Source organism: Pseudomonas sp. GW822-FHT04H02 (assembly GCF_058800645.1).
The window spans coordinates 209,142-230,081 of record NZ_JBXAMM010000006.1 but is presented as its reverse complement, the minus strand read 5'-3'; the positions used below and the strand labels follow the sequence as shown (position 1 = coordinate 230,081).

At 63.9% G+C, this 20,940-nt stretch carries 17 protein-coding genes and 1 riboswitch; of the genes, 4 read left to right on the top strand and 13 right to left on the bottom strand.

Features of this window, described 5'->3' with window-relative positions; genetic code table 11:
- Nucleotides 1-861, top strand: coding sequence for an archaetidylserine decarboxylase (gene asd / locus AC1RMG_RS25675; protein WP_015633932.1), 861 nt, complete (start codon nucleotides 1-3; stop codon nucleotides 859-861).
- A gap of 71 nt (nucleotides 862-932) precedes the next feature.
- On the opposite strand, the gene serB is transcribed toward asd, so the two are convergent.
- The gene (gene serB, locus AC1RMG_RS25670) at nucleotides 933-2,147 is read right to left on the bottom strand and encodes a phosphoserine phosphatase SerB (protein WP_011058924.1); all 1,215 of its coding nucleotides are present in this window, start codon (nucleotides 2,145-2,147) and stop codon (nucleotides 933-935) included.
- A gap of 133 nt (nucleotides 2,148-2,280) precedes the next feature.
- Between serB and AC1RMG_RS25665 the strand changes: the two genes are divergently transcribed.
- Nucleotides 2,281-3,807 carry an AhpA/YtjB family protein gene (locus AC1RMG_RS25665; RefSeq protein ID WP_015633930.1) on the top strand — a complete coding sequence of 509 codons (1,527 nt, stop codon included), beginning with the start codon at nucleotides 2,281-2,283 and terminating at the stop codon, nucleotides 3,805-3,807.
- A 227-nt stretch (nucleotides 3,808-4,034) separates the two neighbouring features.
- On the opposite strand, the gene AC1RMG_RS25660 is transcribed toward AC1RMG_RS25665, so the two are convergent.
- The 9 genes from AC1RMG_RS25660 to AC1RMG_RS25620 form a co-directional block, all read right to left on the bottom strand.
- A complete protein-coding gene (locus tag AC1RMG_RS25660; protein ID WP_026019966.1) occupies nucleotides 4,035-4,745 on the bottom strand; it encodes a PqiC family protein in 711 nt (236 codons plus the stop codon).
- Between the two features lie 180 nt (nucleotides 4,746-4,925).
- The gene (parC, locus tag AC1RMG_RS25655; RefSeq protein WP_011058921.1) at nucleotides 4,926-7,184 is read right to left on the bottom strand and encodes a DNA topoisomerase IV subunit A; all 2,259 of its coding nucleotides are present in this window, start codon (nucleotides 7,182-7,184) and stop codon (nucleotides 4,926-4,928) included.
- 7 nt (nucleotides 7,185-7,191) lie between these two features.
- Complete coding sequence (locus tag AC1RMG_RS25650; protein ID WP_011058920.1) at nucleotides 7,192-7,713, bottom strand: retropepsin-like aspartic protease family protein; 522 nt, start codon at nucleotides 7,711-7,713, stop codon at nucleotides 7,192-7,194.
- The gene (locus tag AC1RMG_RS25645) at nucleotides 7,710-8,693 is read right to left on the bottom strand and encodes an esterase-like activity of phytase family protein (RefSeq protein WP_493170537.1); all 984 of its coding nucleotides are present in this window, start codon (nucleotides 8,691-8,693) and stop codon (nucleotides 7,710-7,712) included. The genes AC1RMG_RS25650 and AC1RMG_RS25645 overlap by 4 nt, the downstream gene beginning before the upstream one ends.
- A complete protein-coding gene (gene parE, locus AC1RMG_RS25640; RefSeq protein ID WP_011058918.1) occupies nucleotides 8,693-10,597 on the bottom strand; it encodes a DNA topoisomerase IV subunit B in 1,905 nt (634 codons plus the stop codon). Before parE ends, AC1RMG_RS25645 begins: the two co-directional genes overlap by 1 nt.
- A gap of 42 nt (nucleotides 10,598-10,639) precedes the next feature.
- Nucleotides 10,640-11,248 carry a YqiA/YcfP family alpha/beta fold hydrolase gene (locus tag AC1RMG_RS25635; protein WP_015633927.1) on the bottom strand — a complete coding sequence of 203 codons (609 nt, stop codon included), beginning with the start codon at nucleotides 11,246-11,248 and terminating at the stop codon, nucleotides 10,640-10,642.
- A 67-nt stretch (nucleotides 11,249-11,315) separates the two neighbouring features.
- Nucleotides 11,316-12,131 (bottom strand): 3',5'-cyclic-AMP phosphodiesterase, encoded by an 816-nt coding sequence (cpdA, locus tag AC1RMG_RS25630; RefSeq protein WP_041115433.1) that lies wholly within the window; start codon nucleotides 12,129-12,131, stop codon nucleotides 11,316-11,318.
- Nucleotides 12,132-12,230: 99 nt separating this feature from the next.
- Nucleotides 12,231-12,683, bottom strand: a complete 453-nt coding sequence (locus AC1RMG_RS25625) for a DUF1249 domain-containing protein (protein ID WP_011058915.1) — start codon at nucleotides 12,681-12,683, stop codon at nucleotides 12,231-12,233.
- A complete protein-coding gene (locus AC1RMG_RS25620; RefSeq protein WP_011058914.1) occupies nucleotides 12,674-13,291 on the bottom strand; it encodes an NUDIX domain-containing protein in 618 nt (205 codons plus the stop codon). Before AC1RMG_RS25620 ends, AC1RMG_RS25625 begins: the two co-directional genes overlap by 10 nt.
- 224 nt (nucleotides 13,292-13,515) lie before the next feature.
- Here AC1RMG_RS25620 and AC1RMG_RS25615 point away from each other — a divergent pair, with 224 nt between their 5' ends.
- Nucleotides 13,516-14,262: an RsiV family protein gene (locus AC1RMG_RS25615; RefSeq protein WP_493170535.1), complete on the top strand. Its 747-nt coding sequence runs from the start codon at nucleotides 13,516-13,518 to the stop codon at nucleotides 14,260-14,262.
- On the opposite strand, the gene cytX is transcribed toward AC1RMG_RS25615, so the two are convergent.
- Nucleotides 14,231-15,523 (bottom strand): putative hydroxymethylpyrimidine transporter CytX, encoded by a 1,293-nt coding sequence (cytX, locus tag AC1RMG_RS25610; RefSeq protein ID WP_493170533.1) that lies wholly within the window; start codon nucleotides 15,521-15,523, stop codon nucleotides 14,231-14,233. The two genes, AC1RMG_RS25615 and cytX, sit on opposite strands and share 32 nt — an antisense overlap.
- Before the next feature lie 229 nt (nucleotides 15,524-15,752).
- Nucleotides 15,753-17,642, bottom strand: a complete 1,890-nt coding sequence (gene thiC, locus AC1RMG_RS25605) for a phosphomethylpyrimidine synthase ThiC (RefSeq protein WP_015633923.1) — start codon at nucleotides 17,640-17,642, stop codon at nucleotides 15,753-15,755.
- A 163-nt stretch (nucleotides 17,643-17,805) separates the two neighbouring features.
- Nucleotides 17,806-17,910: riboswitch (TPP riboswitch) on the bottom strand.
- 197 nt (nucleotides 17,911-18,107) lie between these two features.
- Here thiC and AC1RMG_RS25600 point away from each other — a divergent pair.
- On the top strand, nucleotides 18,108-19,538 hold the full coding sequence (locus AC1RMG_RS25600) for a TolC family outer membrane protein (protein ID WP_011058910.1): 1,431 nt from the start codon (nucleotides 18,108-18,110) through the stop codon (nucleotides 19,536-19,538).
- A gap of 99 nt (nucleotides 19,539-19,637) precedes the next feature.
- Here the strand turns inward: AC1RMG_RS25600 and waaA are convergent, their stop codons facing one another.
- A complete protein-coding gene (gene waaA, locus AC1RMG_RS25595; protein WP_011058909.1) occupies nucleotides 19,638-20,918 on the bottom strand; it encodes a lipid IV(A) 3-deoxy-D-manno-octulosonic acid transferase in 1,281 nt (426 codons plus the stop codon).
- Nucleotides 20,919-20,940 lie beyond the last annotated feature (22 nt).

Sequence of the window (20,940 nt, the reverse complement as noted above, 5' to 3'; positions counted from 1 at the left end):
ATGAAAAAGCGTTTGTTCATCATCAGCCAGTACCTGCTGCCTCATCACCTGCTGTCGCGCCTGGCCGGCTGCATTGCCGAGTGCCGCGTGCGCTGGTTCAAGAATGCCTTCACCCGCTGGTTCGCCAAGCAGTATCAAGTGGATATGTCCGAGGCCCAGGTCGAGGACGTGACCGCCTACGAGCATTTCAACGCCTTCTTCACCCGCGCCCTCAAAGACGGCGCGCGGCCGCTGGACCCGACCCCGGGCGCGGTGCTCAGCCCTGCCGACGGCGCGGTCAGCCAACTGGGCCCGATCGAACACGGCCGAGTGTTCCAGGCCAAGGGCCACAGCTACAGCGTGCTGGAACTGCTGGGCGGTGACCCGGCCCTGGCACAGCCGTTCATGGGCGGCGACTTTGCCACCATCTACCTCTCCCCCAAGGACTACCACCGGGTGCACATGCCCCTGGCCGGCACCCTGCGGGAAATGGTCTATGTGCCGGGCCGGATCTTCTCGGTCAACCAGACTACCGCTGAAAACGTACCCGAGCTGTTCGCACGCAACGAGCGCGTGGTGTGCATCTTCGATACCGAGCGCGGCCCGATGGCGCTGGTGCTGGTGGGCGCGATGATCGTCGCTTCGATCGAAACCGTCTGGGCCGGCCTGGTAACGCCGCCCAAGCGCGAACTCAAGACCGTGCGCTACGACGAAGCCGCCCGCGCTCCGATCCACCTGGAGAAAGGCGCCGAAATGGGCCGCTTCAAGCTGGGCTCCACGGCCATCGTGCTGTTTGGCCCGGACCAGGTGCAGTGGGCCCAAGAGCTGGCTGCCGGCTCGCCCGTGCGGATGGGCCAGGGCCTGGGCCTGCCCAAGGCTTGAGGCCTGAATGCCGGACATAAAAAACGCCGCTGATCAGCGGCGTTTTTTATGGGCGGGGATTTTCCGGCGGCTCAGAGCTGCCCGTCGCGGTCACGGAACCCCAGCAGGTACAGCACGCCATCCAGGCCCAGGGTCGAGATCGCCTGCTTGGCCGACTGCTTGACCAGCGGCTTGGCGCGGAATGCCACGCCCAGGCCGGCAATGCCGAGCATCGGCAGATCGTTGGCGCCATCGCCGACAGCGATGGTCTGCTCCAGGCGCAGGCCTTCCTTGTGCGCCAGCTCACGCAGCAGATCAGCCTTGCGCTGGGCGTCGACAATCGGCTCCACCGCCACGCCAGTGACCTTGCCGTCCACCACTTCCAGCTCGTTGGCGAACACGTAGTCGATACCCAGCTTGGCTTGCAGCTGCTTGGCAAAGTAGGTGAAGCCGCCGGAGAGGATCGCGGTCTTGTAGCCCAGGCGCTTGAGCTCGGCGAACAGGGTTTCGGCGCCCTCGGTCAGGCGCAGGGAGGCGCCGATGGCGTCCAGCACATTGACGTCCAGGCCCTTGAGTAGCGCCAGGCGCTCCTTGAAACTGGCGCGGAAGTCCAGCTCGCCGGCCATCGCCCGCTCGGTGATTTCCGCGACCCGATCGCCGACACCGGCCGCCTTGGCCAGCTCGTCGATGACTTCGGCCTCGATCAGCGTCGAATCCATGTCGAACACCGCCAGGCGCCGGTTACGGCGGAACAGCGAGTCTTCCTGGAACGCGATATCGACGTTCAGCTCCTGGGCCACGCTGAGGAACTCGGCCCGCAGGGCTTGCGGATCGGCGGCTTCGCCACGTACCGAGAACTCGATGCAGCCCTTGCCCTGGTCGGCTGGCATGTCCAGGGGCATGCGCCCGGACAGGCGATCGATATGGTCGATGTTCAGGCCGTACTTGGCGGTGATGGAACTCACGCGCTGCAACTGTTCGGCGGTAACCTTGCGCGTCAGCAGGGTCACGATATGGCGCTTCTTGCCCTGCCCGGCGACCCACTGCTGGTAATCCTCCTCGGACACCGGCGTGAAGCGCACCTGCTGGTCGAGCTTGTAGGCGGTGAACAGGATGTCCTTGAGCACCGACGAGCTCTGCTCGTTGCTGGGAATTTCAACCAGGATGCCGAACGACAAGGTGTCGTGGATCACCGCCTGACCGATGTCGAGAATGTTCACACCACCCTGGGCCAGAACGCCGGTAATGGCCGCAGTCAGACCGGGACGATCTTCGCCGGTGATGTTTATCAGGACAATTTCGCGCAAGGCGCACCCCCGAGGTGGAAAAAAAGCGCATTCTACCCACTTTCGGTGACCATCGGGCACAGCCAGCGCTTTGCCGGTCTAGGGCCTGTCGCTATACTGCGCGTCAACTTCACGGACAAAAGAGCCGAGCTCAGTGAACCGGCCCACGCCAGTTAAAACCGATAACTTCTTCCTGCTGATCTTCCGTGCACTGCGCCACCGCCGTGTGCCGATTGCATTGCGCATTGCCAGCCATAACGTGATCCTGGTCGCCCTGGCCCTGGTGATCTATGCCGGCGTGATGGGCCTGCAGTTCAAGCAAGCCATGCACGAACAAGCCGACGCCCTGGGTCAGAGCCTGACCACCCAGACCGCCACCTCGGCCACCGAGCTGCTGGTGTCCAACGACATCCTCAGCCTCAATGTCCTGCTCAACAATCTGACCAAGAACCCGCTGGTGGCCCACGCGGCCATCTACAGCGTGGACAACCGCATCCTCGCCGAGGCCGGCCAGCGCCCCAAGAGCAGCCTGCTGGGTGAAACCGAGGGCGTGTACCAGACCAAGATCACCTTCCAGGACGTGACCGCGGGCAACCTGCGAATCAGCCTGGACATGGCGCAATTCCAGCAGCCGATGACCATCAGCCTGCAAAGCATGGGCATCCTCAGCGCCATCCTGCTGGCCCTGGCCCTGGCCTTGAGCCTGCGCCTGGGGCGGCACATCTCGACTCCGCTGCTGCAACTGCGAGTCTGGCTGCGTGACCTGGACGAACACACTCCCGCCACTCAGCGCCAGGACGAAATCGGCGATCTGGCGCGTCAGCTGCATGCCCGCCTGGTGCCGGAAAAACCCGAACCGGCACCGCAGCCCGAGGCTGAAGTACAAGACGACGAGGACGATGAGCCGGCATTCGAAGTGCGCAACCTGCGGGACCCGAGCTTCGACGAAAGCGCTCCGGTAGCAGGCCTGAAGCCTGCACCCCGGCACCTGGTTCACGCCGAAGAAGACGAACTGGACGAGGAAGACCCCTTCGCCGACCTGCGGGACAGCTCATCGACGCCTGCTGCCAAGCCACAACCGCAACCACAGGTTCCGGCCCAGCCCCAGCACAGTGCGGTACTGGCGGTGCAACTCGGTGCCCAGGAGCAACTGCGACGCCTGCCCCGCGCCCGCCTGATGGAACTGCTGGAACGCTACCGCGATTGCCTCGACCAGGCCGCCTCGCTGTACCAGAGCGAACTGCATACCCTGAACGATGGCAGCACGCTGATGCTGTTCCACAGCGAAGACAGCGGTGACGACTACCTGACCAACGCCATCTGCTGCGGCGAGTTGCTGCGCGCCCTGGGCCATGCCCTGCAGATCGAAGTGGCGGACAGCGGCATCACCCTGCAACTGCAACTGGGCCTGACCCTGGGCGACGAACTGTTCGGCCTGAGCCAGATCGACCTGCTGCTCACCGAAACCGCTCAGGATGCCCTGGCCCTGTCCCAGCACAGCCGCAACCTGCTGCTGGTGGAGCGCAAGGTCAATGACGACCCGCTGCTGCGCCAGCGGGCACGTATTCGCCCGATCGCCAGCCCGGAAGGTGCCTGCTGCGTGGAACGCCTGATGGAGCCCTACCCGTCGATGCTGGAGCGGCAACTGGCACGCATGCATGAAACACGGGCCAAGCTGTAAGGCTGACCCGCAAAAAGAAGCCCGCCCAGTGCGGGCTTTTTCATGAGCTTTGTGTAGCCGCTGGCGCAGCCTGCGACAAGCCCCGCAGGGGCTTCAACGCTGGTGATATCGCTGCGTGCCTGCGGCCCGCTCGCAGCCTTCGGCAGCGGCTACAGGAGATTGCGTTGGCCAGAGCCAGAAACGACAAGGCCCGCTGTTGGGCGGGCCTTGTCTCGCGGCGTGTCAACTCAGAACCTGAACACTTCCATATCCGTGCGGATCGGCGTGGCCATCGGGATCTTCGGTTGCTTTTCCTGCTCGGCAGGTTTGGGCGCAGGAGCCGGGGCCGCCTTGCGTGGCACCTCCGCCACCGCCGGCTGATTGGCCAGAGGCTTGAGGGCACCCGACAACTGTTCCGCCAGACGCTGCAACAGCACGCCCTGGGCCTGGACCTGGGACGCCGTGGTTCCCGCGTGCTGCTCCTGCAGATGAACGATGCGGTTGTCCCGCACCTGGCCACGACGGTCGATCAGGCGCCATTGCGCATCCAGCACCGCCGGCTGCGACTTGCCTGAATCCAGGCGAGTGATCGACAGCAGCACCTGGACATCCGGAGTGAAGCCGCTGGTGGCCGGAGCCAATACAACCCGCTGGCTGTCGAGATGACCGGCCACCTGGCGCAACAGCAACTGGTCGATGTCCGAAGACAGGCTGCCGGCCCAGCGACCATCAGTGGAGGCCTGCAGGCTGCCATCATCCTGACGCTGCAGGAGGGTTTCACGTTGCAGGTAATCGGCGATCAGCACCGGCCCCAGCAATACCGACATGCCGGCACTGGCCGGCTGAGCTGGACTTCCGCTGTCCAGCTGATACAGCGACACCGGCTGGTGTACGCTGCAACCCGCCAGGCCAAGAACGCCGGCGAGCAAGAAAACAAGAGGAAGGCGCAGAGCAGTCATCATCCCATCCAGGTGGCGGCCACAAGGCTAGCCACAGTGTAAATACTCAAAAAAAACCTGAATAACGCCCGGCCACGCCAGCGTTTGAAAGCGCATATCATCCGTGAATATGCGCCCTGACTCCAGTGTTGTAGCGTCGATCCTGCGCTTAAATCGCAGATCGAACGCTCTAGCCCGCCCTTAACTGAGAGGCTCTACCAACAACGCATCCACCCGCTGGAAGCCGCGAGGCAGTTTGTTGCCACGGCGCCCGCGCTCGCCTTTGTAGTGCTCCAGATCGTCAGCCTTGAGCGACAAGGTGCGCTTGCCAGCCTGCAGCACCAGGGTCGCGCCGTCCGGCAGCACCGCGATATCGGTGACGTACTCTTCACGGCTGGCCACGCGCTCACCGGGAATGCCGATGATCTTGTTGCCCTTGCCCTTGCCCAGCTGCGGCAGGTCGCTGATCTTGAACACCAGCAGGCGCCCTTCGGTGGTCACCGAAGCCAGCCAGTTCTGTTCACGATCGGCCACTGGCCGCGGCGCCAGCACCTTGGCATTGTTCGGCAGGCTCAACAGCGCCTTGCCCGCCTTGTTCTTGGCCTGCAGGTCCTCGCCCTTGACCACGAAGCCGTAGCCGGCGTCAGAAGCGATCACATACAAGGCATCGTCATCCGGCAGCAGCACGCATTCGAACGTCGCACCCGGCGGCGGCGTCAGACGGCCGGTCAGCGGCTCGCCCTGACCCCGGGCCGATGGCAGCGTATGGGCCGCCACCGAGTAACTGCGCCCGGTGGAGTCGATGAACACCGCGAACTGGTTGGAACGCCCGGGCGCGGCGGTCTTGTAGCCATCACCGGCCTTGTAGGACAGACCAGTGGCGTCAATATCATGCCCCTTGGCGCAACGCACCCAGCCTTTTTCCGACAGAACGATAGTCACCGGCTCGGTAGGCATCAGCTCGTTTTCCGACAGCGCCTTGGCCTCGGCCCGGGCGACGATCGGCGAACGGCGGTCATCGCCGTAGGTTTCTGCGTCTTGCAGCAACTCGGTGCGCACCAGCTTCTTCAGTTTGGCTTCGCTGTTGAGCAAGGCTTGCAGCTTGGCCTGCTCCTTGAGCAACTCATCCTGTTCGGCCCGCAGCTTCATCTCTTCCAGACGCGCCAATTGGCGCAGGCGCGTGTCGAGGATGTAGTCGGCCTGGATTTCGCTCAGGGCGAAACGCTCGATCAGCTTGGCCCGTGGATGCTCCTCGGTACGGATGATGTGGATCACTTCATCCAGGTTGAGGTAGGCAATCAGCAAACCGTCCAACAGATGCAGGCGACGCTCGACCTTGTCCAGGCGGAACTGCAGCCGGCGACGCACGGTGGTGACCCGGAACTCCAGCCACTCCACCAGCAGGGCCCGCAGGTTCTTCAACTGCGGCTTGCCGTCCAGGCCAATGATGTTGATGTTGACCCGGTAGGTGGATTCCAGCTCGGTGGTGGCGAACAGGTGCTGCATCAACTCATCGGCGTCGACCCGGTTGGAGCGCGGGATGATCACGATGCGGCACGGGTTTTCATGGTCCGACTCGTCACGCAGGTCGGCCACCATCGGCAGCTTCTTGGCCTGCATCTGGCCGGCGATCTGTTCCAGCACCTTGGCCCCGGAGACCTGGTGCGGCAGCGCGGTGACGATGATGTCGCCGTCCTCGACCCGGTACACGGCGCGCATGCGCACCGAGCCACGGCCGGTTTCGTAGATCTTCAGCAGGTCGGCACGCGGGGTGATGATCTCGGCTTCGGTGGGGTAGTCCGGCCCCTGGATATGCTCGCAGAGCTGCTCGACCGTGGCCTTGGGCTCATCCAGCAGGCGCACGCAGGCCGAAGCCACTTCCCGCAGGTTGTGCGGGGGCACGTCGGTGGCCATGCCCACGGCGATGCCGGTGGTGCCGTTGAGCAGGATGTTCGGCAGGCGTGCCGGCAGTACCAGCGGCTCCTGCAGCGTGCCGTCGAAGTTCGGCCCCCAGTCCGCAGTGCCCTGGCCCAGTTCGCTGAGCAGCACTTCGGAATAGCGCGACAGGCGCGCCTCGGTGTAACGCATGGCAGCGAAGGACTTGGGATCGTCTGGCGCACCCCAGTTGCCCTGGCCGTCCACCAGCGTGTAGCGGTAACTGAAAGGCTGGGCCATCAGCACCATGGCCTCATAGCAGGCCGAATCGCCGTGCGGGTGGAACTTGCCGAGCACGTCACCCACGGTACGCGCGGATTTCTTGTGCTTGGAATCGGCATCCAGCCCCAGCTCACTCATGGCGTAGACGATACGCCGCTGTACCGGTTTCAGGCCGTCGCCGATATGCGGCAGAGCACGGTCCATGATCACGTACATGGAGTAGTTGAGGTAGGCATTTTCGGTGAAGTCAGCCAGTGACCGGCGTTCTACGCCATCCAGGCTGAGATCAAGGGAGTCGCTCATGCGGGCCTCATTGGTTCGTAGTCTGGCGCAGCAGCATGCTGCCGCCGCGCTGAGTAAATTCAAGTTTTTTCAAAGCGCTCATGCCCAGCAGAACCTGGTCGCCGTCGAGCCCCGGCGCCACCAGCGCGGCCACGTCCCGCAGCACGATATCCCCCAACTGCAGGAGTTCGATACGGGTCCGATAACCCTCGCTGCGCCCATTGGCCGTGCTCAGGGTGACCGGCGCACCGCGCTCCAGGCCCAGACGTTCAGCGAGATCCGCAGGTACCGAGACGTCGGTGGCCCCGGTGTCGAGCATGAATTGCACCGGCCGCCCGTTGATATGGCCGCTGGCGACGAAATGCCCCTGGCGATTGCCCGCCAGTTGCACTTCGATGTAACCCTCATGTTGTTGCGAACTGACGACAGTGTTGGGGTTCTCCTGGTGCGCTTCCCAGTCGGCAAAGAACCGCGTGGCCAGGAACAGCGCCGCCGCCCAGGCCATGATCAGCATCACCCGCCCGGCACTCTTGCCCGGTTGCTGGCTCACGGCTTGGCACTCCAGCCGCCTTCGGGAGCTGCAAAACGCCAGACGATCGGTCGGGCCTCGCCGTCGGCGCGAGCACCGTTGTTGTTGTCCAGGCCAATCCAGGCGCCCTTGGCGTCCACCACCAGGGCTTCCGCCAACCCATAGGGCTGTGGATAACGCCGATGCTCCACCAGTGCTTCGCCAGCATACGACCAGCACTGCTCGACCTTGGCGCTCAGCGCGTCACGGCGACAGATCTGATAGGCGTTGCGCTCCAGGGTGAACAGCTTGCCGTCGAACAGCGACAGGTCGGCAAAGTCACGGGACACGGCCTTGGCGTTGGGCACCTGCTCAGGCTGCATTAGCGCCCCTGCTTCACTGAGCAGCACGCAACCGCCATCGCAGTCCCAGGCGGTCTGGCCACGCTTGATCAACAGCAGCCCGCGCCGCTCGCGTTCCGCCGCCAGCCAGATCCGATCCCCGGCAGGGTTGACCGCCAGCCCTTCGAACAGGGCATTGAAGTGCAGCAGCATGCCGCTGGCACGGGCTTCGCGCACCATGATCGGGGAAATCTTCAACCAGGCCGGCGCGCCTTGCGCCGGAACCTGCAGCACCGCGGCATGGGCTTCGCTGACCACATATTTGTTGCCGGCGGCATCACAGGTGATGCCCTCGAAGTCCAGGTCGCCGCCACGCACGAAGGACGCCGCCCAGGTCCGCACCTTCAAGCCCCAGGGCAAGCCGGAATCCGGCACCGCAGGCGCCTCGATCCCGACGGTCTCGGCCTGCCAGACAGTGTTCCGGGTATCGAGCCTGTAGATCTGCTCGTCGTCGCGATCGGAGACGGTCCAGAGCTCCTGACCACACAGCGCCAGCCCGGACAGATTGCCGCCGCGCATGCCTTGCACAGGATGCTCGGACAGCAGTTTCAGTTCGGGCGCCGGCGCGGCCACCACCGAGGTTGCCAATAGCGCCAGGGCCAGGGCAAAACCTCTGTGCATCAGGCCAGCACCTCGGCCAGGTTGCCCTTGGACTCCAGCCAGGACTTGCGATCACCGGCGCGCTTCTTGGCCAGCAGCATGTCCATGATTTCCGCGGTGGCCTCGACGTCGTCCAGGGTCAACTGCACCAGGCGCCGGGTGTTCGGGTCCATGGTGGTCTCGCGCAGTTGCGGCGGGTTCATTTCACCCAGCCCCTTGAATCGGGTGACCTGTGGCTTGCCGCGCTTCTTCTCGGCCACCAGGCGGTCGAGAATGCCGTCGCGCTCGGCTTCATCCAGGGCGTAGTAGATCTCCTTGCCCAGGTCGATGCGGTACAGCGGCGGCATGGCCACGTAGACGTGACCGGCATCCACCAGCGGACGGAAATGCTGGACGAACAAGGCACACAGCAAGGTAGCGATGTGCAAGCCGTCGGAGTCGGCGTCGGCGAGGATGCAGATCTTGCCGTAGCGCAGCTGGCTCATGTCCTCGGCGCCCGGATCGACCCCGATGGCCACGGCGATGTTGTGCACTTCCTGGCTGGCCAGGACCTCGCTGCCGTCCACTTCCCAGGTGTTGAGGATCTTGCCGCGCAACGGCAGGATCGCCTGGAATTCCTTGTCCCGCGCCTGCTTGGCCGAACCGCCGGCGGAGTCACCCTCCACCAGGAACAGCTCGGAGCGCATCGGGTCCTGGCCGGCACAGTCCGCCAGCTTGCCTGGCAGTGCCGGGCCCTGGGTAATGCGCTTGCGCTCGACCTTCTTGCTGGCCTTCAAGCGGCGCCCGGCGTTGCTGATGGCCAGCTCCGCCAGTTGCATGCCCAGCTCGGGGTTGGCGTTGAGCCACAGGCTGAAGGCGTCCTTGACCACACCGGAAACGAACGCCGCCGCCTCGCGGGATGACAGGCGCTCCTTGGTCTGGCCGGAGAACTGCGCGTCCTGCATTTTCATCGACAGGACAAAGGCAATGCGCTCCCAGACGTCTTCCGGGGCCAGCTTCAGGCCGCGGGGCAGCAGGTTGCGGAACTCGCAGAACTCGCGCATGGCATCCAGCAGGCCCTGGCGCAGGCCGTTGACATGGGTGCCGCCCTGGGCCGTGGGGATCAAGTTGACGTAGCTTTCCTGGACGCTGTCGCCGCCTTCGGGCAGCCACAACAGGGCCCAGTCCACCGCTTCCTTGTTCCCTGCCAGGCTGCCGCAGAACGGCTCGGCCGGAAGGCGTTCGAATTCACTGACCGCATCCACCAGGTAGGAGCGCAGGCCATCTTCGTAGTGCCACTCGACCTTCTCGCCGCTGGACTTGTCCTCGAAGCTCACCAGCAGCCCCGGGCAGAGTACGGCCTTGGCCTTGAGCACGTGCTTGAGACGGCTGACGGAGAATTTCGGCGAGTCGAAGTATTTTGGGTCCGGAGCGAAGTACACGCTGGTGCCGGTGTTGCGCTTGCCCACGGTGCCGACCACTTCCAGCTCGGTGGCCTTGTAGCCGTCGGCGAAAGTCATCTGGTATTCGTTGCCGTCGCGCTTGACCCGCACCCGCACCTGGTTCGACAAGGCGTTGACCACGGAGATGCCCACCCCGTGCAGACCGCCGGAGAACTGGTAGTTCTTGTTGGAGAACTTGCCGCCGGCGTGGAGCTTGGTGAGGATCAGCTCGATCCCGGACACGCCTTCTTCCGGGTGGATGTCCACGGGCATGCCGCGGCCGTCGTCGGACACTTCCAGGGAATGGTCGGCGTGCAGGATGACCTGTATCGACTTCGCATGGCCGGCCAGGGCTTCGTCGACGCTGTTGTCGATGACTTCCTGGGCCAAATGGTTGGGCCGCGTGGTGTCGGTGTACATGCCCGGGCGTTTGCGCACCGGGTCGAGTCCCGAGAGGACTTCGATGGCGTCTGCGTTATAAGAGCTAGCGCTGGGAGTGGCCATGGGTTCTCGTCGTTAGTCGTTCAATGAATATGGGGCGAAGGCTCACAGTGCAGTGAAGTCGATCGCCTGGTACTGATCGGCAGTGATGCCGGCAAAATTCAACATCGCCGGCAATTGTCCGGCAAAACCTTGGAAACTATGATCGCCGCCGGCCTGTATGCGCAAGGCGCAGGCGCGGTAGTAGCGCTCGGCGCTGCGATAGTCCAGCGTCTCGTCCCCGGTCTGCAACCACACCTGATAACGCTCAGGGTCCTGGGGCGGCGCCACTTCCAGCGCTGCCAGGGCCGCGACATGGTCGTGGGTCAGCTCCCAGGTCTCGTCGGTGTACAGGTTCTTCTGCGTGCCCAGATAACCGTCGAACATCCGGTGCGGGCTGACAGCAGGGTTGATCAGCAGGGCCTTCAGACCATAGCGCTCGGCAAGGTGAGTCGCATAGTAGCCGCCGAGCGAGCTGCCGACCAGCAATGGACGACCGAGTTCGGCAATCGCCTGTTCCAGCTGGCCAATGGCCTGGCGCGGATGGTGATGCAGGGCCGGCACCCGCAGTTGCCCGGCCAGGCCGAGCTGCTCCATGACCTGGCGCAACTGGGAGGCCTTGGTCGATGCCGGAGCACTGTTGAAGCCGTGGATATAGAGGATCGAACCGGACATGCGAGCTCCCTGTGCACCTGGGCAAAAGCCGCAGTTTACAGGGATGGGGCCAGGTTACGCAGCCGCTTCAGTAGCCTTCGCTACCGTAGTCGATGGTGAATTCATAGCCTTCGACCCGCTGCACGCCGGTTTCCAGCCGTCCATCGGGCAGCAGCCGCAACCAACGGTAGCCCGGCACCTGCTCCTCGACCTTGAAGTCGTCGCTCAAGGGCTCGAACTGGATGCAGGTGGAAGGTGAGGCCAATAGCCGCACGTCGCCCCGCAGGCGATCGATCTCCTGGTGAACATGCCCCCAGAGCACGGCGCGCACCTGGGGGAAAGCGTCGATCACGGCAAACAGCGCCTGGGCATTGCGCAGGCCGATGGGCTCCATCCAGGCGCAATCGATGGACACCGGATGGTGATGCAGGCAGACCAGGTGGTGCCGCTCTGGTGCTTCGCGCAGGGAGCGGGTCAGCAGTTGCAACTGCTCATCCTGCAGATAACCCGGTACCGAACCCGGCACCGCCGAGTCCAGCAGGGTGATGCGCCAGTTGCCGATGTCCACCACCGGGTCCAGCAAGTCACTGCCGCTGGCGGCCTGCTCCATGACCTGCGGTTCGTCGTGGTTGCCCGGCAGCCAGCGGCCTGGGGCGGCAATCTGCCGGGTCAGTTGGCGAAAGCGTTGATAGGACTCCAGCGTGCCGTCCTGGGACAGGTCGCCGGTGGCCAGCATCAGGTCGATCCGTGGCTGCTGCGCCAACACCAGGTCGATGACCCGTTGCAGGCTGTCGGCGGTGTTCATGCCCAAGAGCGTGCCGTCCGTCTCGGCAAACAGGTGGCTATCGGACAGCTGCACCAGCAACACGGGGTCGGCGGCAGTCAGTGCGGATACGCTTGGCACGGCGTTCTCCCGGAGCAAGATCACAAAGCGTGAAGAAGGGGGCAATTATGCTGGGGGAAGTGAAAAAGAGGAAACCTGGGAAGCGGACCCAGTTCACATCTAGCGCACGGCTTCGAACTCGTGACCGCAGGCCAGGCAGTGGCTCAGCCACTCGCCGAGGAACACGTTCAGCTGGGCCTTTTCATCAGGCTGGTGCATGAAGGCATTGGGATAGGGATAGATGCTGCGAAAACGCCGGGCATGTTCGGCACTGATGACTTCCGCCATGCGCGCGTCGTGATAGACCTGCACTTCCAACTGCGGCACAGGCAGCCAGGGCAGGCTGTGCTCCTGGCGCACCTGCAAGGTGGTGGTATACGGGCAGGCCAGTACCACCTCCAGGGCCAGTACGCCGAGCATCTGGTCGCCCTGGGTCACGGCGATGCGCCGCGCCACGGGCTGGTTGCGCATGTCGGGCAGCAGGCGCATCAGCCGGGCGTAGTTGGCCTCGCAGGAAGCTTGCAGCCCCGCGAGATCCACCCGATAGCGGTCGCGTACCTTGTTTACGACCATAACCCCCTCACTTCCGCGCGATTGAGCGCCAGCCACTGCAAGGCAATGATGCTGGCGGCATTGCAAATCCGCCCGTCGCGCATGGCCTGCAAGGCATCCTCATAGGCCATCACGCACACCCGAATGTCTTCCGCCTCTTCCTCCAGCCCATGCAGCCCACCGGCGGCGCTGCTGTCGCAACGCCCCAGGTACAGATGGACGAATTCGGTGCTGCCACCGGGCGACGGGAAGTACTGGGTCATCGGCCACAGCGCCGAGATGTCCAGGCCAGCTTCCTCCTGCGCCTCGCGGCGGGCAACCTGTTCCGGCTGCTCGTCCTTGTCGATCAGCCCGGCCACCAGTTCCACCAGCCAGGGCGAAGCCGTCTTGCCCATGGCACCGACGCGGAACTGTTCGATCAGCACCACCTCATCGCGCTGCGGGTCGTACGGCAGTACGCAGACCGCATCGTGACGGACAAAGACTTCACGATTGATTTCACGCCCCATGCCACCGGCGAACAGCTCATGACGCAGTTGCAGGCGATCGAGCCGGTAGAAACCCTGGAAACAGTTTTCGCGCCGGATGATCTCGACGGCACTCGGCGTGGAGTTGGCAAAGTCAGTCATAACAATCCTCGTGTACAGCGTGTTCAATCCGAGGATCCCCCTCGACTTCGCGCCATCCTAACGCGCTCGCAGCTGATCATGCAGCCCCTTTACCCTCAGCGGGATAGACGGCGAGGGGCTAAACCTACTCTAATTGCCTCTATTGAGCTTAGTGGCGAACCGACTGCCTCGCAGGCAGTCGAAGCCGGTAACTTTTGCCTCCCCCTGGTTTATGAAGGACGCCCATGTCGCTTGTCAAAATCGCCTCCGTGGCCTGTATCGCCCTGACCCTGGGTGCCTGCCAAAGCCTGTTTCAACCCAGCTACATGACCCCGCTGGAAACCACCCGGGACAAGTCCGAACAACTCAAGCCGGGCTGTAGCGGCGCCGACTGCCCGCTGGTCAACCTCGACACCGTGCACTTCCCCGCCGAACCGCAGCTGGATGCCATCGTCGAAAAGCGCCTGCTGCAAATGACCCGCACCAGCCCCGATGCTGCGCTGCCGGCCAGCCTTGCGGCCTATCGCGAGCAGTTCCTGCGCAGCGCGCCGGACCGCCACGGCATGTACCTGCAATCCAAGCTACGCGAGCAGCATGACGGCCTGGTGATCATCGAACTGGCCAGTTACCTGGACACCGGCGCCGCCAACGGCACCCCGGGCCGTGGCTTCGTCAACTATTCACGCCAGCAGCACAAGGCCCTGAACCTGGCGGACATGCTCCTGCCCGGCCAGGAAGAGATATTCTGGAAGGCCGCGCGGGTCGCCCACAACAACTGGCTGATCAGCACTCACCTGGATCGCGAGGCCGAGTTCGTGAAGACCTGGCCCTTCCAGAAGACCCAGAACGTAGCGCTGACCCGCAACGCCGTGACCCTCAAGTACGACGTCACCACCATCGCGCCCTCGGTCCTGGGCCACATCGAACTGCAGATCCCCTACGACCGCCTCAAGGGCGTGCTCAAGCCCGAGCTGTTTCCTGGCGGCAACTGAAAGCCCGGCCCAACAGCCATTGCAGCAGCCCTGCCAGTACCAGTGACGGCAGGGTTGCGCCGATATCCGGGTACAGATTGGCCAACAGATGATAGGTGCTCACCCCACCCAGCCAGGCCAGCAGCGCCGGCCAGCGCAAGGCTGACGCCGGGTTCTGCCCCGAGCGCCGACGCAGGATGAAGTGATCCACCAGCACCACGCCAAACAGCGGCGCGAATACCGAGCCGATCAGCAACAGGAAGTTCTGGTACTGGGCCAACGGCGCCAGGCAGGCGATCAGGGTGCAGAGCACGCCTATGGCCAGCGCTAGGTGCTCGACCTTGAGGCGCAGCAGGATGCCGCTGGAAACCGCCGCCGAATGGATATCGGCAAAGGCATTTTCCGATTCGTCCAGCAGAATCAGCAGCAACGGAATCCCCAGCCCGGCCCCGGCCAGCGCCAGCAGCAAGGCATTCACTTCACCACTGGGAGCGAAGGCCAGGGTGTAGGCGACGCCCAGGCTCATCAACCAGAAATTGCCGATGAAAAAGCCCAGGGCCGTGCCGCCGAACACGCTCTTGGCGCGCTTGCCGAACCGCGAGTAGTCGGCGATCAGCGGCAACCAGGACAAGGGCATGGCGATGGCGATATCGAAACCCACGGCGAACGGCATCGAGCCGTCCCCGGCCTGGGCCCAGAGCGCCGCCAGGTCGGCTCGGGCGAAGAGGTTCCAGGTCAGCCACAGGCAGGCGGCCAACAACAACCAGATTCCCCATTTGCGCAGGATCTGCCGGACGAAGGTCAAGGGCCCGCTGACCGCCAGCAAGGTGGCCAGGGCACCGAAAAACAGGGTCCAGAGCAACGGGTTGGCCAGCAGGCTGCCTTCGCTGAAGGCCCGGCTGCCCAGGAGGCTCGCGGCATCGCGCATGACGATGATTTCAAACGAGCCCCAGCCCACCAGTTGTAAGAGGTTCAACAGTGCCGGCAGGCTGGCACCGCGCCGGCCCAGGCTGAGTTTGAGCGCAGCCATGGACGACAGGCCGGTGTCGCTGCCGATCACCCCCACCGCCGCCAGCAGCAGAACGCCGACCGCGGTGCCGAGCAGGATCGCCAGCAGCGAATGGGCCAGCCCCAGGCCTGGCGCCAGCAAGGCGCCGGTCTGCAGCACCATCAGGCCGATACCGAGGGAGAACCACAGGGAAAACAGATCGCGGGCGCCAAACACGCGCTTGTCGGCCGGTACCGCGAGATCGGGAGAGTAGGTACTGATTGGACTGCTCAAGGTTGATATCTCGAAGGAATAGGGTCTGCAGGAGCCGGATTGCCGGCGAAAGCGCCACCTTGTCGAGAGCGCGGCGCCCGGTTCGCGGGCAAGCCCGCTCCTACAGGAATGTTCACGGGGGCTATCTCGAACGCCCAGCCTCTGCAGGAGCCGGCTTGCCAGCGAAAGCGCCACCTTGTCGAGAGCGCAGCGCCTGGTTCGCGGGCAAGCCCGCTCCTGCAGAGAGGGGTCAGACTTTCTTGTACAGCTGGCTGCCTTCCTGCTTGAAGCGCTCGGCCTGTTCCGCCAGGCCCTTGGCGACATCCACATCCACCGCTTCGATACGCTGGTTGGCTGCGTACTCACGCACTTCCTGGGTGATCTTCATCGAGCAGAACTTCGGCCCGCACATGGAGCAGAAATGCGCGACCTTGGCCGAATCCTTGGGCAGGGTCTCGTCGTGGTACGAACGGGCGGTGTCCGGGTCCAGGCCGAGGTTGAACTGGTCTTCCCAGCGGAACTCGAAACGCGCCTTGGACAAGGCGTTGTCGCGGATCTGCGCGCCCGGGTGACCTTTCGCCAGATCCGCAGCATGCGCGGCGATCTTGTAGGTGATGATCCCGGTCTTCACGTCATCCTTGTTCGGCAGGCCCAGGTGTTCCTTGGGCGTGACGTAGCAGAGCATGGCGCAGCCGAACCAGCCGATCATCGCCGCACCGATACCGGAGGTGATGTGGTCGTAGCCGGGGGCAATGTCGGTAGTCAGCGGGCCGAGGGTGTAGAACGGCGCCTCGTCGCAGCACTCCAGCTGCTTGTCCATGTTCTCCTTGATCAACTGCATCGGCACGTGGCCCGGGCCTTCGATCATGCACTGCACGTCATGCTTCCAGGCGATCTTGGTCAGCTCGCCGAGGGTTTCCAGTTCGCCGAACTGGGCTTCGTCGTTGGCGTCGGCAATCGACCCCGGGCGCAGGCCATCTCCCAGGGAGAAGCTGACGTCGTAGGCCTTCATGATTTCGCAGATTTCGTCGAAGTGGGTGTAGAGGAAGTTCTCCTTGTGGTGCGCCAGGCACCACTTGGCCATGATCGAGCCACCCCGGGACACGATGCCGGTGACCCGCTTGGCGGTCAGCGGCACGTAACGCAGCAAGACGCCTGCGTGGATGGTGAAGTAGTCCACGCCCTGCTCGGCCTGCTCGATCAGGGTGTCGCGGAACAGCTCCCAGGTCAGGTCCTCGGCCACGCCGTTGACCTTTTCCAGGGCCTGGTAGATCGGTACGGTACCGATCGGCACCGGCGAGTTGCGGATGATCCACTCGCGGGTTTCATGGATGTGCTTGCCGGTGGACAGGTCCATCACCGTGTCCGAACCCCAGCGGATGCCCCAGGTCAGTTTCGCCACTTCTTCCTCGATCGAGGAACCCAGGGCACTGTTGCCGATGTTGCCGTTGATCTTCACCAGGAAGTTGCGGCCGATGATCATCGGTTCCAGTTCGACGTGGTTGATGTTGGCCGGGATGATCGCGCGGCCACGGGCGATTTCCTCACGCACGAACTCGGCGGTGATTTCCTTGGGGATGCTGGCGCCGAAGCTGTGGCCGGCGTGTTGCTGCTTCAGCAGGCCGGCGGCACGGGCCTCTTGCAGCTTCATGTTTTCGCGGATGGCGACGTATTCCATCTCGGCGGTGATGATGCCTTTGCGCGCGTAGTGCATCTGGCTGACGTTGGCCCCGGCCTTGGCCCGGCGCGGGTTGTTGACGTGGGCGAAGCGCAGCTTGGTCAGCTCCGGGTCGGCCAGGCGCTGCTGGCCGAAGTTGGAGCTCAGGCCGGCCAGGCGCTCGGTGTCGCCACGGTCCTCGATCCACGCCGAACGCACATCGCCCAGGCCCTTGCGCACATCGATCACCACGTTCGGATCGGTGTAGGGGCCGGAGGTGTCATACACGGTCACCGGGGCGTTGATCTCGCCGCCGAAGTCGGTGGGGGTCACGTCCAGGGTGATTTCGCGCATGGGCACGCGGATGTCCGGGCGCGAACCCTGGACATAGACTTTTTGCGAGCGGGTAAAGGGCTGAACCGATTGTTGGTCGACTTGGGCCGACTCACTGAGGTTGCTAGCGTTTTTTAATTTTGTAGTCATCACGGGCTCTCCAGACAGCATCCAGGCAGTGGATTTTTGTCGGAGCGAACCTGTAACGGACGGACGCACCCTGGCTAGGCAACTAGTGAGTGCAGTGCTTGGTACTCGAGGGGTGTTCGATTGTCGAACAACATCCCGGACGAAGCACAAGAGGACTCGCCGGGTGACGAGAAATCTTGTTCCCTACGCAGGCGCTAACCTGATCAGGTTCAACGGGATCCGGATTATCCGATCTCAGCCTCATAGCAAGGCACCCCGACAAGAACCGGGCCAGTCTAGACAAAGCCACAGCAGAACGCCAACCCCCCGTACGATCAGCATGATGAATGGCGTAATTGCAGGATTGTTGCCACCCCCCAGCGCATCTACACTCGTTGCCCTGTGTCGAACCTTGACGCTCTGTGGGTCGCGCCTTAGCCTTGGCGCCTGAATTATTGCCGTAATATCAACTCTAGGGATCGCCGAATGCTGCGCAAACTCTCACTGGCTGTTGCCGTGTCTTGTGCGTCCAATGGAATGGCCTGGGCAGCAGAAGCGCCTTTGACCACCAAGACCGATCTGGTCAGCGTCTATCAGGAAGCGGTGGACAACAATGCCGATCTGGCCGCTGCGCGCGCCCAGTACGGTGCCCAGAAGGAAGTGGTGCCCCAGGCTCGTGCCGGGTTGCTGCCCAACCTTTCGGCCGGCGCGGACATGAACAACACCCGCACCAAGTTCGACGAACCGTCGATGACCTCTACCCGCAGCGGCAACGTCTACCAGGCGACCCTGGCCCAGCCACTGTTCCGGGCCGACCGCTGGTTCCAGCTGCAGGCGGCCAAGGACATCAACGAACAGGCTTCCCTGCAACTCTCGGCCACCGAGCAGAACCTGATCCTGCAGAGCGCAGAGAACTACTTCGCGGTGTTGCGCGCCCAGGACAACCTGGCCTCGACCAAGGCCGAGGAAGCGGCCTTCAAGCGTCAGCTGGACCAATCCAACGAACGCTTCGACGTGGGCCTGTCGGACAAGACCGACGTCCTGCAATCCCAGGCCAGCTACGATACTGCCCGGGCCAACCGGATCCTTGCCCAGCGCCAGGTGGATGATGCCTTCGAGGCCCTGATCACCCTGACCAACCGCGAGTACAACTCGATCCAGGGCATCGTCCATACCCTGCCAGTGCTGGCGCCGACCCCCAACGACGCCAAGGCCTGGGTGGACACCGCCGCCAAGCAGAACCTCAACCTGCTGGCCAGCAACTACGCAGTCAGCGCCGCCGAGGAAACCCTCAAGCAGCGCAAGGCCGGGCATGCGCCGACCCTGGACGCAGTGGCGCAGTACAAGAAAGGCGACAACGATGCTTTGGGCTTCAGCAACCCCAACCCGCTGACGCGCTATGGCAGCGACGTCGAACAGCGCTCCATCGGCCTGCAACTGAACATTCCGATCTACAGCGGCGGCCTGACCAGCTCCCAGGTGCGTGAATCCTACTCGCGCCTGAGCCAGACCGAGCAACAGCGTGAATCCCTGCGCCGCCAGGTGGTGGAAAACACCCGCAACCTGCACCGCGCGGTGAACACCGATGTCGAGCAGGTCCAGGCCCGGCGCCAGTCGATCATTTCCAACCAGAGCGCAGTGGAGGCCACGGAGATCGGCTACCAGGTGGGCACGCGCAATATCGTCGATGTGCTCGACGCCCAGCGCCAGCTGTACACCTCGGTGCGCAACTACAACAACAGCCGCTACGACTACATCCTCGACAACCTGCGCCTGAAACAGGCGGCCGGCACCCTCAATCCGGGGGACCTGCAGGACCTGTCGCGCTATCTCAAGGCCGACTACAACCCAGATCGCGACTTCCTGCCGCCAGACCTGGCCAAGGCCGCCCAGGAGCAGCTCAGGGCCCGCCCCTGAAGGTCGCAGGCATGAAAAAGGCCACCTTTGCGGTGGCCTTTTTCATGGCGGTGTAACGGCCTTTTACGGCCATGCGACAGCGGCTACCGAAGGCGACGATCAGTGCCTGCCCAGGAGGCGGCCAAGGCCGTCGAGCAGCCGTTGCAAGGCGCCCTGGTTGGCCTTGAGCACCTTGAGCCCGGCATCGGCCATCTTGCGCGCATCCTGGGGTAGCTCGAACAGACGCTGCACCGCCACCGCGAGCCCCTCGGCATCGTCCACTTCCTGCAAGGCTCCGGCCTCACGCAGCATCGCGGCGATTTCCAGGAAATTGAACAGATGCGGCCCGCTGATCACCGGCTTGGCCAGGGCTGCCGGCTCCAGCAGGTTGTGCCCACCGTTGGGCACCAGGCTGCCGCCGACAAAGGCGCTGTCGGCCAGGGCATAGAGGAACAGCAATTCGCCCATGGTGTCCCCCAGCAGTACCGAGGTGGTGGCCAGCACCGGCTCGGCTGCAGAACGGCGCACCGTGGCAAAACCCTGCTGCCGGCACAGCTCATGCACCGAGTCGAAGCGCTCCGGGTGCCGCGGCACCAGGATCAGCAAGGCATTGGGGTAATTGCCCAGCAGTTGCCGGTGGGCATCGAGCACCACCGCGTCTTCGCCCTCGTGGGTACTGGCGGCGATCCACACCGGGCGCTCCATGGCCTGCCATTGCTGGCGCAGCTCAGTGGCCCGCTGCAGCAACTGCGGGTCGATGCTCAGGTCGAACTTGATCGATCCGGTCACTTGCACAGTCTCTGGGCGAGCCCCAAGCCGGAGGAAACGCTGGGCCTCGGCTTCGGTCTGCACCGCGAACAGGCTCATCTGCGCCAGCATCGGTGCGGTCAGCCGAGCAAAACGCCCATAGCCCTTGGCCGAACGCTCGGACAACCGGGCATTGGCCAGGGCTACAGGAATCCCGCGCCGGGCACACTGGTCGATATGGTTGGGCCACAGTTCGGTTTCCATGATCACCGCCAGCTTGGGCTGCACCCGATCGAGAAACCGCGCCGCGGCGCAAGGCAAGTCGTAGGGCAGGTAGCAGTGCTGGATCCGCGGCTCGTTGGCAAACAGCGCGTGGATGCGCTCGGAGCCGGTGGGAGTCATGCAGGTCACGGTAATCGGCAGCTGTGGATAACGCGCCAGCAGCGCCCGGATCATCGGCGCGGCAGCGATGCTCTCGCCCACCGACACCGCATGCACCCAGATGCCACCGGGTTGCATGCTCGGCAAGCCGAGAGAGAAACGCTCGCCAATGCGCTTGGCATAAGCCGGCGCCTTGCGCGAGCGCAGCCACAGGCGGATCGCTACCAACGGCAGCCCCAGGTAAAACAATGCGGTATAGAGAGTTCTATTCATGGCGGCGGAGTTTATCGGTTTT

Excerpts from the sequence above, each read along its gene's own strand:
- waaA (WP_011058909.1), bottom strand. The coding sequence starts at position 20,918 with ATGAATAGAACTCTCTATACCGCATTGTTTTACCTGGGGCTGCCGTTG.
- asd (WP_015633932.1), top strand. The coding sequence starts at position 1 with ATGAAAAAGCGTTTGTTCATCATCAGCCAGTACCTGCTGCCTCATCAC.
- AC1RMG_RS25615 (WP_493170535.1), top strand. The coding sequence starts at position 13,516 with ATGTCGCTTGTCAAAATCGCCTCCGTGGCCTGTATCGCCCTGACCCTG.
- AC1RMG_RS25620 (WP_011058914.1), bottom strand. The coding sequence starts at position 13,291 with ATGACTGACTTTGCCAACTCCACGCCGAGTGCCGTCGAGATCATCCGG.
- AC1RMG_RS25625 (WP_011058915.1), bottom strand. The coding sequence starts at position 12,683 with ATGGTCGTAAACAAGGTACGCGACCGCTATCGGGTGGATCTCGCGGGG.
- AC1RMG_RS25635 (WP_015633927.1), bottom strand. The coding sequence starts at position 11,248 with ATGTCCGGTTCGATCCTCTATATCCACGGCTTCAACAGTGCTCCGGCA.
- parE (WP_011058918.1), bottom strand. The coding sequence starts at position 10,597 with ATGGCCACTCCCAGCGCTAGCTCTTATAACGCAGACGCCATCGAAGTC.
- AC1RMG_RS25645 (WP_493170537.1), bottom strand. The coding sequence starts at position 8,693 with ATGCACAGAGGTTTTGCCCTGGCCCTGGCGCTATTGGCAACCTCGGTG.
- thiC (WP_015633923.1), bottom strand. The coding sequence starts at position 17,642 with ATGACTACAAAATTAAAAAACGCTAGCAACCTCAGTGAGTCGGCCCAA.
- parC (WP_011058921.1), bottom strand. The coding sequence starts at position 7,184 with ATGAGCGACTCCCTTGATCTCAGCCTGGATGGCGTAGAACGCCGGTCA.
- AC1RMG_RS25660 (WP_026019966.1), bottom strand. The coding sequence starts at position 4,745 with ATGACTGCTCTGCGCCTTCCTCTTGTTTTCTTGCTCGCCGGCGTTCTT.
- AC1RMG_RS25600 (WP_011058910.1), top strand. The coding sequence starts at position 18,108 with ATGCTGCGCAAACTCTCACTGGCTGTTGCCGTGTCTTGTGCGTCCAAT.